Annotated in this window: 11 protein-coding genes and 1 tRNA gene; 11 read left to right on the top strand and 1 reads right to left on the bottom strand. The window is 63.4% G+C overall.

Annotated elements, in window-relative coordinates; translation table 11 throughout:
* The first annotated feature begins 8 nt into the window (after positions 1–8).
* From L2Y97_RS14500 to L2Y97_RS14470, 7 genes are all read left to right on the top strand, one after another.
* Entirely contained in the window at positions 9–1520 is a 1512-nt protein-coding gene (locus L2Y97_RS14500) for an NADH-quinone oxidoreductase subunit M (RefSeq protein WP_247427863.1), read from the top strand.
* A 14-nt stretch (positions 1521–1534) separates the two neighbouring features.
* Complete coding sequence (gene nuoN, locus L2Y97_RS14495; RefSeq protein WP_247427860.1) at positions 1535–2995, top strand: NADH-quinone oxidoreductase subunit NuoN; 1461 nt, start codon at positions 1535–1537, stop codon at positions 2993–2995.
* Positions 2996–3084: 89 nt separating this feature from the next.
* A tRNA-Met gene (locus L2Y97_RS14490) sits at positions 3085–3161 on the top strand.
* Between the two features lie 132 nt (positions 3162–3293).
* The gene (locus tag L2Y97_RS14485; RefSeq protein WP_247427857.1) at positions 3294–3698 is read left to right on the top strand and encodes a hypothetical protein; all 405 of its coding nucleotides are present in this window, start codon (positions 3294–3296) and stop codon (positions 3696–3698) included.
* Between the two features lie 376 nt (positions 3699–4074).
* Positions 4075–4485, top strand: coding sequence for a transglutaminase-like domain-containing protein (locus tag L2Y97_RS14480; RefSeq protein WP_247427854.1), 411 nt, complete (start codon positions 4075–4077; stop codon positions 4483–4485).
* Between the two features lie 100 nt (positions 4486–4585).
* The gene (locus L2Y97_RS14475; RefSeq protein ID WP_247427851.1) at positions 4586–6109 is read left to right on the top strand and encodes a transglutaminase-like domain-containing protein; all 1524 of its coding nucleotides are present in this window, start codon (positions 4586–4588) and stop codon (positions 6107–6109) included.
* A 190-nt stretch (positions 6110–6299) separates the two neighbouring features.
* Positions 6300–7253: an AraC family transcriptional regulator gene (locus L2Y97_RS14470; protein WP_247427848.1), complete on the top strand. Its 954-nt coding sequence runs from the start codon at positions 6300–6302 to the stop codon at positions 7251–7253.
* Here L2Y97_RS14470 and L2Y97_RS14465 read toward each other — a convergent pair.
* Positions 7175–8005, bottom strand: coding sequence for an AraC family transcriptional regulator (locus tag L2Y97_RS14465; RefSeq protein WP_247427846.1), 831 nt, complete (start codon positions 8003–8005; stop codon positions 7175–7177). The two genes, L2Y97_RS14470 and L2Y97_RS14465, sit on opposite strands and share 79 nt — an antisense overlap.
* A 398-nt stretch (positions 8006–8403) precedes the next feature.
* Between L2Y97_RS14465 and L2Y97_RS14460 the strand changes: the two genes are divergently transcribed.
* From L2Y97_RS14460 to L2Y97_RS14445, 4 genes are all read left to right on the top strand, one after another.
* Positions 8404–10908, top strand: coding sequence for a protease pro-enzyme activation domain-containing protein (locus L2Y97_RS14460; protein WP_247427843.1), 2505 nt, complete (start codon positions 8404–8406; stop codon positions 10906–10908).
* A 156-nt stretch (positions 10909–11064) separates the two neighbouring features.
* Entirely contained in the window at positions 11065–11625 is a 561-nt protein-coding gene (locus L2Y97_RS14455; protein WP_247427840.1) for an isochorismatase family protein, read from the top strand.
* Positions 11625–12617 carry a GlxA family transcriptional regulator gene (locus tag L2Y97_RS14450; RefSeq protein ID WP_247427837.1) on the top strand — a complete coding sequence of 331 codons (993 nt, stop codon included), beginning with the start codon at positions 11625–11627 and terminating at the stop codon, positions 12615–12617. The genes L2Y97_RS14455 and L2Y97_RS14450 overlap by 1 nt, the downstream gene beginning before the upstream one ends.
* Positions 12618–12703: 86 nt before the next feature.
* Positions 12704–13867, top strand: coding sequence for an AAA family ATPase (locus L2Y97_RS14445; RefSeq protein ID WP_247427835.1), 1164 nt, complete (start codon positions 12704–12706; stop codon positions 13865–13867).
* Positions 13868–13905 lie beyond the last annotated feature (38 nt).

The following is a 13905-nucleotide window of genomic DNA, read 5'->3' as shown; positions in this document are numbered from 1 at the left end:
CGAGCTCTATGTCGAATCACTTGCTCAGCCTGCTGATCTGGCTCCCGGTCGTCGGCGCCATCCCGGTGCTGCTGGCCGGCGCCGGTCGCCCAGGCCTCGCCCGCTGGATCTCGCTGCTGGTCGCGGTTGCCACCTTCGCCGCCAGCCTTGCCCTCCTGCCTGCTTATGATGCCGCTGCCGGCACCATGCAGCTCACCGAGTCCTTCAACTGGATCCCGTCGCTGGGTATCCACTACTCGCTGGCGGTCGACGGTATCTCCGTCGCCCTGATCATTCTCACGACCTTCGTCCAGATCCTCGTGATCGTGGGCGCGTGGGAAGTGATCCAGAACCGCCCGCACCAGTACATGGCCGCCATGCTCGTCCTCGAGGGCTGCATGATCGGTGTGTTCTGCGCGACGGATGCGTTGCTGTTCTACGTGTTCTTCGAAGCCATGCTGATCCCGATGTTCGTCATCATCGGTATCTGGGGTGGCCCGCGCCGTGTGTACGCTACGCTGAAGTTCTTCATCTACACGTTCTTCGGCTCGATCTTCATGCTGATCGGCCTGATTTACCTGTACCACAAGACCGGCGGCAGCTTTGCCATCGCCGACATGGCCAAGGTCCCGCTCACGCTCACCGAGCAGAGCTGGCTGTTCTTCGCCTTCCTGCTGGGCTTCGCCATCAAGGTCCCGATGGTGCCGGTGCACACCTGGCTGCCGGATGCCCACGTGGAAGCGCCTACCGGTGGTTCGGTGGTGCTGGCGGCGGTCATGCTGAAGATCGGTGGCTACGGTTTCCTGCGCTTCTCGCTGCCGATCGTGCCGGACGCTTCCGAGCACTACGCGTGGCTGATCATCGTGCTGTCGCTGATTGCGGTTTGCTACATCGGTTACGTGGCCCTCGTGCAGGGCGACATGAAGAAGCTGGTGGCGTACTCGTCCATCGCGCACATGGGTTTCGTGACCCTGGGTATCTTCATCGCCTTCATGCTGGTGCGTGAAGCCAACAACCCGGATGCTGCCCGCCTGGGCATGCAGGGTGCGATGGTGCAGATGATCTCGCACGGCTTCATTTCGGGCGCCATGTTCAGCTGCATCGGCGTGCTGTACGACCGCCTGCATTCGCGCCAGATCAAGGATTACGGCGGCGTCATCAACGTCATGCCGATCTTCGCGCCGTTCTACGTGCTGTTCGCCATGGCCAACAGCGGCCTGCCGGGCACCAGCGGTTTCGTCGGCGAATTCATGGTCATCCTGGCCTCGTTCAGCGCCAACCCGTGGATCGCGCTGTTCGCCGCCTTCACGCTGATCATCGGCGCGGCCTACACGCTGTGGATGGTGAAGCGCGTGCTGTGGGGTGACATCACCAACCCGCACGTGAAGGAACTGACCGACGTCAACGGCCGCGAGATCTTCATGCTCTCCGCGTTTGCCGCCGGCGTGCTGGTCTTCGGTATCTGGCCGGAGCCGCTGGTCCACCTCATGGATGCGTCGGTCGCTCGCCTGGTCGAGCAGCTGGCCATTACGAAAGTCTGAGCGGGAATTAGTCCATGCCTGGTATCAATGACATCCTTATCCTGCTCCCCGAGGCTTACCTCACGGTCGCGGCGTGCGTCCTGCTCATGCTGGATGCGTTCCTCAAGCCGGGCCAGAAGGGCGCCGTGCACTGGCTCTCGGTGCTGGTCCTGCTGGTCGGTGCCTACCTAGTCGTAAGCGGCCAGCCGGATGGCAGCGTCACCGCGTTCGGCGGCATGTTCGTCCGCGACGGCGTCTCGGAAGTGCTGAAGGTCTTCTCGCTGCTGATCACGGCAGTGATCTTCATCTACGCCAAGCCGTACCTGAAGGAGCGGGCCATCCCGTTCGGTGAGTTCTACACGCTCACCATCTTCGCGACGGTCGGCATCATGTTCCTCGTTGCCGCCGGCAGCCTGGTCACGGTGTACCTCGGTCTCGAACTGCTCACGCTGTCGTCGTACGCGCTGGTTGCCCTGAACCGCGACTCGCGCCTGTCGTCGGAAGCGGCCATCAAGTACTTCGTGCTGGGTGCGTTGGCCTCGGGCATGCTGCTGTACGGCATGTCCATGATCTACGGTGCGACGCACAGCCTGGATCTGCACGCTATCCACGCCGCCATCGTGGGTACGGAGTGGCACACGCTGCTGCTGTTCGGCCTGGTGTTCGTGATCGTCGGTATCGGCTTCAAGCTGGGTGCAGCCCCGTTCCACATGTGGATCCCGGACGTGTACCAGGGTTCGCCGACGGCGGTGACGATCTTCATCGGTTCCGCGCAGAAGCTGGCGGCGTTCGGCATGGCTTACCGCCTGCTGTCCACCGGTATGGGCGATATCGCGGGTGGCACGTCGGGCCTGGCCCCGCAGTGGCAGCTAATGATCGCGGTGCTTGCGGTGCTCTCGCTGGCGATCGGTAACCTCGTCGCCATCGTGCAGACCAACCTGAAGCGCCTGCTGGCTTATTCGACCATCTCGCACATGGGTTACCTGCTGGTCGGCCTGGTCAATGCCGGTCCGGAGGGCTACTCGGCCTCGATGTTCTATGCCGTCAGCTACGCGCTCACCAGCGCCGCCGCATTCGGCATGATCCTGGTGCTCTCGCGCGCCGGCTTCGAGTGCGAGGAAATCGATGATCTGAAGGGCCTGAACCAGCGTTCGCCCTGGTTCGCCTTCATGATGCTGCTGGTGATGTTCTCGCTGGCGGGCGTGCCGCCGCTGTTCGGCTTCTTCGGCAAGCTGCTTGTGCTGAAGGCCGCGATGGATGCAGGCTTCCTGTGGCTGGCGATTGCCGGTGCGGTGTTTGCGATCATCGGCCTGTACTACTACCTGCGCGTGGTCAAGGTCATGTACTTCGACCAGCCGAACGAAGGTACCGAGGTACGCGCGACGTCCGATGCGGCTTCGCGTTGGGTGCTGTCGATCAACGCGATCGCACTGCTGGTGCTTGGTTTCGCGTGGTCGCCGCTGTTTGCGTGGTGCCAGCGGGCCTTCGGCGTCTGATCGTGCGTTCGGGCAAGCTCTTTTTTTCACAAAGTTGAAAGAAAGGGCTTGCAAGAATCTAGCCACGTCGCTATACTTTTTTTCTCTGATGCGGGGTGGAGCAGTCTGGCAGCTCGTCGGGCTCATAACCCGAAGGTCGTAGGTTCGAATCCTACCCCCGCTACCAGTTTTACTAAAAGGCGCTGACTTTGGTCGGCGCCTTTTTTCTTGTTCGCCTACATGGATTGACGAGGCCGGCTGACATCGGGTCCCAAGCCGTTTGGTTACTGTAGCCCCCTACATCAAGGGAGCTATATTCGTGGTCGTCCGCACAAACGTTATGGCGCCGGGACATGTCAGCGTCGAGATGCTCCTCGGCATTAGCACTTCCCTGGCAACGCTCGATGCCAAGTTCGATGCCAGGTTCGACGCGGTCGAAGCGTCCATCGCCGAGCTCAAGTCCGCTGTCTCAGCGCTCAAAGCCGATGTCGGCGAGCTCAAGGTCGATGTAGCCGTGTTGAAAGTGGATGTCGGTGGGGTCAAGGCCGATGTCGCCGGCCTCACATCTGGCGCGAAATCCATGGAGGCCGATGTCAGGAAGCTCCTCGACTGGAAGCAGCGGCTTTGGGGCATGGTGTTGCTCATCAGCGTCGTCACCGCTGTCGCGCCGTCCATTTGGCGCGAGCTTGTGCAGCTCGTATCCGGCTCTGTCGGCATGGGGTAAAGCGCGGTGCGGCGCGTGGTCTTGACTCTCCGTCGCCGTGGCCGCCTTATAAGGTATCCCGACGACGGAAGGATTCCCGTGCGTATCCCGGTTGCAGTGGTGGTGGGTTGGTTCTTATTCGTGCCGCTCGGTGCGGCTGCTCAGGACACGTGGATGAGTGTTCTGGTCGATGGCCAGAAGGTTGGCCACATGCGCGTTACGCGCGATATTCACGACGGTCAGGTCCTTACGACGCAGTCGCTGGATTTTCGGCTCAACCGGCTGAAAACACCCATGATCATCCACACCCGTGTGAGCGCGGCTGAGTCTGCCACGGGGGTGCCTCAAGGCTTTTCATCCAGCGGCGGCCAGGGCGCCCGCACCGGCATTGGAGACGATGCGAAGCCGACGCGGCGACTGCACCGAACATGCCGTACTCCTCGCCGCATTGGCGCGTTCGCTTGGTATTCCCACTCGCGTCGTTACCGGCCTCGTCTACAACGACCGTTTCGGCGGGGTGGATCATGTATTCGTCCCGCACGCGTGGGTGCAGGCGTGGCTCGATGGGTACTGGGTTAGTTTTGACTCGGCGCAAGGCGTCTACGACACCACACATATCGCCCTTGCAGCGGGTGATGGCGACCCATGGCGATTCTTCGCCTCGACCGCAACACTGGGTGCTATCGCGATCCGGGCCGCCGAATCGCGCGCCGACGGTCAAGCAACTCCACTGCCATCCACCGTACGGCCCGACTACGTGCGTCGCGCGCTTACCGATCTGGTTCACTCGTCAAAGGCCGGAAGCTAGCAGGGGCCATGGTTAAATTCCTTGTCATGTACGCGCATTTGGCTTGACTCCGCAGCGCACCATGCGGTTTATGGAGTATTCCAACGCTGAAAGGATTCTCATGCGTCTAAGGCCGTTTCTCGCATTCGCCTCGCTCAGCCTCGTGTCGATCCCGGCTATGGCGAGCAGTACGTGGATGACCGTCATGCTCGACGGGCAAAAGGTGGGCAAGGTGCACATCCAGCGCGACGAGCAGGCGGGGCAGGTGGTGACGACACAATCGCTCGACCTGCGCATGGCGCGCTTCAAGACGCCACTTGTCACGCACAGCACCGCGCGCATTGTCGAAACAGCGGACGGCCTGCCCGTATCGTTTTCGACTGCATCGGGGCAGGGCGCCGATGTTGTACAGGTTGATGCAGAGTCGCATGGCCCGGGGGTGTTCCAGCTTTCCAGTGCGGTCGCCGGCCAGACCAAGGTCACGCTGATGCAATGGCCCGAGGGAGCGACACTGCCCGAGGGGCAGCGGCTCGCGATCGTAAGGCAAGGTTTCACGGCCGGCACCCACTACAGCCTTCGCACGTTCCAGCCTGAAAAGCAGCAGGTCGCGAACCTGGATGTTTCGGTGGTCGGCGACGAAATGGTTGACCTTCCTGGCGGCCAGGAGCGGTTGCATCACCTGCGTGAGGCCCTGGCAGGGTCGGGCGGGTCACAGTGGACCGAAATCTGGGTGAACGACCGCGGCGAGATCCGCCGATCGGTCGCACCCATGTTGGCGTACCGTATCGAGATGGCTGTATGCGACGAAGCGTGCGCCTCCGCACCCGACCAGGATGTCGATGTGCTGCGTAGCGCCATGTCACCTTCGCCACGCCTGCTTCCGGGCGCCATCCGGGTTGCGCCAATTCGCTATCGCATCTCCGTGCAAGGCAATCATCCGAACCCGTTCGTAGAGACTGACGAGCAGCGGGTGAGCGACATCAGTGCAGGCGTCTATCAGTTGGATGTCGGCAGGCCCATGCCACACGGCGACGAGCCGGGGCCGACGAAGGAGGACACCGAGGCCAACCCCTGGGTGCAATCCGACGCACCGGCCATACGCGATGCGGCCGAAGCCATCGTGGGCAGCGCGTCGTCTGATATGGCGCGCATGCGCCGGCTGCGTGCTTACCTTACCGATGCCATCGACACGAAGGGCATGGATATTGGCTATGCCTCGGCGCTGGACACGCTGCAGAGCAAGAAGGGCGACTGCACGGAGCACGCTGTATTGCTGACAGCGTTCGCACGTTCGCTGGGTATCCCGGCCCGTGTCGTGACGGGGCTCGTGTATGTTGATCGCTTCGCCGGAGCGAACCGTGTGTTCATTCCGCACGCGTGGACACAAGCATGGATCAACGGCCGCTGGGTGAGCTTCGATTCGGCGCAAGGGCGCTATGACGCCACGCACATTGCGCTGGGAGTGGGCGATGGCGCGCCCTGGCACTTCTTTGAAGCGATGGCCTCCCTGGGTTCGATCCATATCGAACGTGCCACACCCACGGCGCAGCTGATGGACATGCCGCCTGAGTCGGCACGACCGGGCAATTTCCAGCCGGAGCCGAGGATGCCGATATCCACGCCAACGGCGCCGGCCCGGCGGTAGCTCGTACACATCCTGTGAAACGGACATAGGATCGCCATGCTCCGTTTCACGACAGGCGTGGTCGTGTGTCAGGGGGAGATACGGATGTTCGGCTTGTTTCGGAAAGGCCCGCATTGATGCGGGCGGCTCGCAGACCATAGCCGGGTCCCCTCGCGAAAACGGTACGGACTAACGCGGCAAGATCCGTCAGGTGCTGTGGTCGAGCGTCCGGTACGCTTCATCCATGACTGAAAACCGTTTCCGCAGCGTGCTCGCCTACATCGATAGCCACCTCGACGGGGACCTGTCGCTGGACACATTGGCTGCACAAGCGGCCTATTCGCCGTATCACTTTCACCGCCGCTTCTCCGCGGTGACGGGGATGGAGGTGCACCGCTATGTGCAGCTATCGCGGTTCAAGCGGGCGGCATGGCAGGCGGCCTTCCGGCCCGATGTATCGATCATGGCCATGGCACTCGACGCGGGCTATGAAAGTCCTGAGGGCTTCTCGCGAGCCTTTCGCCAGCGCATTGGGCAATCGCCCTCGGCCTTCCGTGAACAACCCGACTGGGCGCGCTGGGCGCGCGCCTGGCAGGACCTGGATGAAGTGAGGAGGTTTCACATGCCCATGGCACACTCGCAGGCCGATGTTCGGATCGTGGACTTCCCTGAAACATCGGTGGCATGCCTTGCACATATTGGACCGCCGGAGCGGATCGGTGAAACCGTCCGTCGCTTTATCGCGTGGCGTCGTGCCCATGCGCTGCCGCCGGCGAAGGCGGCGACATGGAACCTCGTTTACCACGATCCTGATGAAACACCACCCGAAACGTACCGGATGGATATCTGCTGCAGTTGTGCCGATGTGGCGCCGAACGACGCCGGCGTGGCCGCCGCACGCATCGCCGGCGGCCGGTGCGCTGTGTTGCGCCACATAGGTTCCGATGCACAGCTGGCCGACAGCGTTCGTTTCCTTTACGGCGAGTGGTTAAGCAACACTGGCGAAACGCCGCGCGACGCGCCGTTGTTCTTCCAGCGCGTCGCGTTCTTTCCGGATGTGCCCGAACACGAAGCCATCACGGACATCTATTTGCCGCTGGCAAGCGGAAGCAACAGCTCGGTAAGCAGTTCGTCCACGGGTGTTTCGTCCGGATCGTTCAGATAGCGATGAAGCATGGGCGCATCGGCGAGTTGTGCGTCGAAATCGAGCAGCGCACTGGCCATGAGTCCCGCTTCGGCCAAAGGTATGCCCGCGTAGTCGCCACGGTAGGTGAACGCGAGGTAGGGGCCGCCAGGGAGCACGACCCGCGCAAACCCGGCGGCCGGGTCGACCGGCCCGAGGGCCACGCAGGCATCGAAGCGTGCATGGTCCACGCTCTCGACGTCATCGAGTGCTATGCCATAAATGCCTGCGAACTGTCCCATGAGATCGGCCGCACCAGCCCAGGTGAAAAGCCGCCCATACGCCTCGGCCACGGCGACGTAGTCGTTACCATTGCGTCGTAAGGCCACCACCTCCAGCGGCTCGCGTAGGACCACGCGCACCTCGGTATCAGGCAAAGGGCGGTTTTCGATGGCCGCGCCCGCGATAAAGGCACTGGGGCTTACCCCGGTTTGCCGGCGAAAGGCGCGGGCGAACGCCTGGGGCGTGGCGAAGCCCGTATCCATGGCAGCGGTGGTGACGCTCGCACCCGCGGCTCGGAGGTGGCCCTGCGAGGCTTCGATCCGCAGCCGGGCAATCGTTTCGCCGACGGTTTCGCCAGTGAGCGCACGCCAGGCCCGGTGGAAATGAAAGGACGAGATGCAGGCCGCTGCGGCGAGTTCATCGAGGCTGGGTGGTGAATCCAGCCGCGCGCCAAGCAGCGTGGCTGCGGCGGCCAGCCGTTCGTTCCAGCGGTCTTCCGGCGAGGCGTTCATGGCGAGCTCCAGGAATTAGGGTGCGGCAAGCATCCGTCGAAGCTGTCCCGCTTGCGGTCCCGAGTTTGCGCATTTCGCTCGCAACCTGGCCGCGTCGTCCAGTGCCTTGCCGCACAATCTTACGAAACCGTCAGCAAGGACGGATCTCGGCCGCCGCAAGAATGCTCCGGCCTTCACTTAACGTACACGCCGGACGTCACACCTCGGAGCGGATTGTAAACCGACCCGCATTACCGGAAAGGTTCGCGAAAGATCCGTAGCCGCCTGCTCGATCGACAGGGGGAAAGACGGCGCGACGGCCAGGGGTTCGCAATTTCCTGCGCCCAAGCGCCTGCAGTGACAACGCCGCCACGCAATGTGTGCGGCATTCCTACGGGCAAACGAAGGAACACAACGCAATGAAGATCGATGCTTTTCGCGTCACACGGAAGACGGCATTGACGGTCGCGATCACCCTCGCGATGACATCCCTGGGGAGCCACGCGGAGGATGCGTGGGTTACGACGAACACCAAGGCGGCCTTGCTGCCTGCCACGACATCACAGGTCTCCACGGCCAGCACGGCTGCGACTGCCGCGACGACCGCAGTATCGGCCGGTTACAAGCTCAATATGACCGGCCAGCCGGCCATCGAAGGGACGGCGGTAACGGCGCTCGCCGCCGATCACCCTCTGCACGTTGTCATCGGCATGAAGCTGCGCAACCCGAACCAGTTGCAGGCGTTCCTCCGCAACGTGACCACGCCGGGCAACGCAGCCTATGGAAAGTTCCTGTCGCCGGACCAGTTCAAGGCACAGTTTGGGCCGACCGAGGCGCAGGTACAGGCGGTGGTCGCGCACCTGCAGCAGTCCGGCTTCACCAACATCCAGGTGGCGCCGAACAACCTGCTCATCGAGGCCGACGGTAACGCAGGCGCGGCGACCACCGGCTTTCACACGTCGATCAAGCGCTTCGAATCCGGTGGTCGCGAGTTCTTTGCCAACGACGCCCCGGCCCTGGTTCCCGCGGCACTGGGCGAATCGGTCAACGCCGTGCTGGGCCTGCAGAACGTCAGCGTGAAGCACACGCTGCACCACGTTTATCACCCCGAGCGCGTGACTGTTCCGGGCCCCGCGTCGAGCACGCAGGCGGCTGCGGCCGTCGCGGCGCATCATCCGCAGGACTTCGCCGCGATTTACGGCGGCAGCGGTGTGCCGGCTGCGACGAATACGGCGGTAGGCATCATCACCTGGGGTTCGATCACGCAGACCGTGACCGACCTCAACAGCTTTACCGCCAGCGCCGGCCTTGCCACGGTCAACAGCACCATCACCAAGGTCGGTAGCGGCACCTTCGCGAATGATCCGGATTCCAACGGCGAGTGGTCGCTGGACAGCCAGGATATCGTCGGTATCGCCGGTGGTGTGAAGCAGCTGATTTTCTACACCTCGGCCAACGGTAACTCCAGCTCGTCGGGTATTACCGATGCAGGCATCACGGCCACGTACAACAAGGCCGTCACCGATAACATCGCCAAGCTGATCAACGTGTCGCTCGGTGAAGACGAAACGGCCGCGGAGGAGTCGGGTACGCAGGCGGCGGATGATGCGATCTTCCAGCAGGCGGTAGCCCAGGGACAGATCTTCTCCATCGCGTCGGGCGATGCGGGCGTTTACCAGTGGTCGACGGACCCGCTGTCGGGATCGCCGGGTTACGTGGCCAATTCCGCGGGCACGGTGAAGATCGACCTGACCCACTACTCGGTCAGCGAACCGGCCAGTTCGCCGTACGTTATCCAGGTCGGCGGCACCCAGCTTTCCACCAGTGGCACGACGTGGTCGGGCGAAACGGTGTGGAACGAGGGCCTTTCGGCCATCGCGCCCAGCCAGGGTGATAACAACCAGCGCTTGTGGGCTACGGGCGGTGGTACCAGCCTGTATGAAGCCGCGCCGTCGTGGCAGTCGTCGGTCTCCAGCAGCACCAAGCGCGTGGGCCCGGATCTGTCCTTCGATGCGGCGTCGTCGTCGGGCGCGCTGATCGTGGTCAACGGATCGACCGAACAGGTGGGCGGTACCTCGCTCGCGTCGCCACTGTTCGTGGGTGCGTTTGCCCGCATCGAGTCGGCGGCGAACAACGCCATCGGCTTCCCTGCGTCGAAGTTCTATGCCGCGTTCCCGACGCAGACCTCGTTGCTGCATGACGTTACGTCGGGCAATAACGGCTACCAGAGCCATGGCTACACGGCCGCTACCGGCTTCGACGAAGCCACTGGCTTCGGCAGCTTCGATATCGGCAAGCTCAACACCTACGCGCAGGCTAATTGGGTCAGTGGCGGTGGTGGCACTACCAACGTGCCGCCGGTGGCGAACTTCAGCTTTACCACCAGTGGCCTCACTGCCACGTTTACCGATAGCTCCACCGATAGCGACGGCAGCATCGCTTCGCATTCGTGGAACTTCGGTGATGGCGCCACGTCGACCGCTGCAAGCCCGAGCCATACGTACACCGCGGCGGGTACCTATAGCGTGAGCGAAACGGTGACCGATAACGCCGGCGCCACCAACACGAAGACCTCGTCGGTGACGGTGAGCTCGTCGGGCGGTGGCGGTGGAAACGTGCTACAGAACGGCGTGGCGGTGACCGGCCTGTCGGCGGCGAAGAATGCCAAGCTCAACTACACGGTTGCGATCCCCTCGGGTGCCAAGAACCTGAAGATCGCGATCTCGGGTGGTTCGGGCGATGCGGATCTGTACGTGAAGTTTGGCTCGGCGCCGACGACGTCGAGCTATGACTGCCGCCCCTATGTGACGGGTAACACCGAGACCTGCTCGGTGACCTCACCGCAGACGGGAACGTACTACGTGATGCTCAATGGGTACGCCGCCTTCTCGGGCGTTACCCTGAAGGCCACCTGGACCAACTAACCATCAGGTGACCCAGTGACGAACGCCCGCCCGGGCAACCGGGCGGGCGTTTTCGTGATGGCGTGAATGGTCCGGTACCCGTCCGGACGGGGGCTGTCCTGCCGCCGGCTGGCAGCGCAAACTGGCTTCCATCAAGGCCACCCCGGGAACGCCGTCATGCCCACCGATACCGCTCTTCTTGTCATCGATGCCCAGGAATCATTCCGCCAACGCCCCTATTTCCGTGAGGACGATGTCGCATCCTTCATGGAACGCCAGCAGGCGTTGATCGATGGCGCCCAGGCACGAGGCATTCCCGTGGTCCGGATCTTCCATGTGGAGGAGGAGGGGGTCTTCTCGGAGGCCTCGGGTTTTGTCAGGACCCTGGCGCCCCTGCGCATCGCTCCAGCAATCACCTTCCACAAGCGCCGGCATAGCGCGCTGGTGGGCTCCGGGCTGGACGTATGGCTTACCGAGCACGGTATCCGGCGCGTCATTGTCTCGGGCATTCGCACTGAACAGTGCTGCGAGACCACCACGCGCCACGCATCCGATCTCGGCTACCAGGTGGATTATGTAGGGGAAGCGACACTGACCTTCCCAATGATCGACGCCACCGGGCGCGAATGGAGCGCGGCAGAGATCCGCGCGCGTACCGAACTGGTGCTCGCCGATCGCTTCGCCCGCATCGCTACCGTGGAAGAGGCGCTGGGTGCCGGGCTGGACCGGGCCGCTTGATGCGCACCGTGTTGCCCGTATACGTCGTCGTGCCGCCCCGGGTCCTCCTGCTGGACCTGGCGGGTCCGGTGGAGGTGCTGCGCAAGGCTAATCTTCTGCAAGCGGACGTACGTTTCGAGGTGACCTTCGTCGGCCCTCGCCGCAAGGTGGGCAGCTCCATCGGTCTGGGTATCGATGGTATCGGGGTACTCCCGTCACGGGTGCCCGATGGCGCGATGGTGGTGGTCCCGGGGCATGCGGATGTTCCAATGGGTGAGCCCAGGGCAACGCCGGCCGAGGATGCCGCCGCGGAACAGGCCATCGTGGATTGGCTGGCGAAGGTTGTGCGGCCGGGTATTCGCGTGATGTCCATCTGTTCGGGCGCGATGTTGGTCGGACGCGCTGGCCTGCTCGATGGCTTCGAATGCACGACGCACCATGCCGACACCGAAAAACTCGCGCTTGCCGTACCCGGCGCAAAGGTTCGCGAGAACAGGCTTTATGTCGAGGATGGCGAGCGCTTGAGCAGCGCCGGCATCACATCGGGCATCGACCTGATGCTGCACGTGGTAAGTGAACGCGTCGGCCCGGCCATTGCCGTGGCGGTTGCACGTTACCTCGTGGTGTACCTGCGGCGAGCAGGTGGCGATCCGCAGCTATCCCCGTGGCTGGAGGGGCGCAACCACATGCACCCTGCTATCCATCGCGCGCAGGATGCGGTGGCCTCGGACCCTGCGCGGGCCTGGTCGGTAGAAGCGCTGGCGCACGTTGCCGCGGCCAGCCCCCGTCACCTTTCCCGCCTGTTCAACGAGCACGCTGGCATGAGCGTCAGTGAATACGTGAGCCGTATGCGCCTGGCGCTGGCACGCGAACTCCTGGCCGAATCCCGGCTCGATATGGAGGCGGTGGCCGAACGCTCGGGCTTCGGTTCGTCGCGGCAGTTGCGCCGGGCGTGGTCACGCAGTCATCCCCTGCCGCCCAGTCAGTTCCGGGGCGAAGCCGGGCAGCGCTAGGGGGCACCGGGTCCGTTGAGGTGGGCCGTCTCAAGCGAGGAGATTTTTCAGGGTTATGCTGGGGCCTCCCACGTTGAAGGATCAACATGCTCACCACGCTCGCCGTCGCCAATTACCGTTCGCTGCGTTCGCTTGTCATGCCCATGGGTTCGGTCAACCTGGTGACCGGTGCGAATGGCAGTGGCAAGTCCAGCCTGTATCGGGCGCTTAGGCTGTTGGCAGAGACCGCGCAGGGCGGGGTGGTCGGGGCGCTTTCGCGCGAAGGTGGCCTGGGGTCGACGCTGTGGGCTGGCCCAGAGAAATTCTCGAAGGGAATGCTCGCCGGTACCGAGCCCGTGCAGGGCACGGCGCGCGAAAATGCGATCGCGCTCAAGCTGGGTTTCGCGAGCGACGAGTTCGGATATGCCATTGACCTCGGTTACCCGGAACCCTCGATGTCGATGTTCGATTTCGATCCCGCGATCAAGTCGGAAGTCATCTTCGGCGGCCCCTTCCTGCGGGATGCCGGCAAGCTCGTCGTGCGCAAGGGACCCTCGGTACGTTCACGTGATGGGAAATCGTGGCGCGTCGTCGCCCAGCACCTGGCGCCTTTCGAGTCCATGTTCACCCAGATCGCCGATCCCGAACGCGCACCCGAAGTCCTCGCACTGCGCGAGACGATTCGTGCCTGGCGCTTCTACGATCATTTCCGCTCGGATGCCGACGCCCCGGCACGCACGCCGCAACTGGCCACGCGCACACCCGTGCTGAGTCACGATGGGCGCGATCTCGCCGCGGCATGGCAGACGATTCGGGAAATCGGCGATACGCGCGCGCTGGATGCGTCGGTTGACGATGCGTTCCCGGGTGCGCACGTGTCGGTGGTATCCGAAGGCGCACGGCTCAGCCTTCGCTTCCACCAGCCAGGGCTACTGCGCCCGCTTTCGTCGGCGGAACTTTCCGATGGCACGTTGCGCTACCTGCTGTGGATCGCGGCCCTGCATACCCCGAGGCCGCCACCGCTCATGGTGCTCAACGAGCCGGAGACGAGCCTGCACCCCGATCTGTTGCCCGCGCTGGGCCGCCTGATACTGAACGCGGCCACCCGCAGCCAGGTGTGGGTGGTATCGCACGCCTCGCGACTTATCGCGACCCTGGAAGGGTCGAGTGCCTGTCAGCCCGTTCATCTTGAGAAAACGTTGAGCCAGACGAAGATCGAGGGGCAGGGCATGCTGGATGAGCCACCGTGGCACTGGCTGGAAGAACGCTGAAGGCCGGCGCGCGGCGCGCTACCATGGCATGGATTCAG

It is taken from the genome of Luteibacter aegosomatissinici (genome assembly GCF_023078495.1).
Classification (GTDB): Bacteria; Pseudomonadota; Gammaproteobacteria; order Xanthomonadales; family Rhodanobacteraceae; genus Luteibacter; species Luteibacter aegosomatissinici.
The sequence above is the reverse complement of the archived record's forward strand: the minus strand, read 5'-3'. Positions and strand labels throughout refer to the sequence as shown.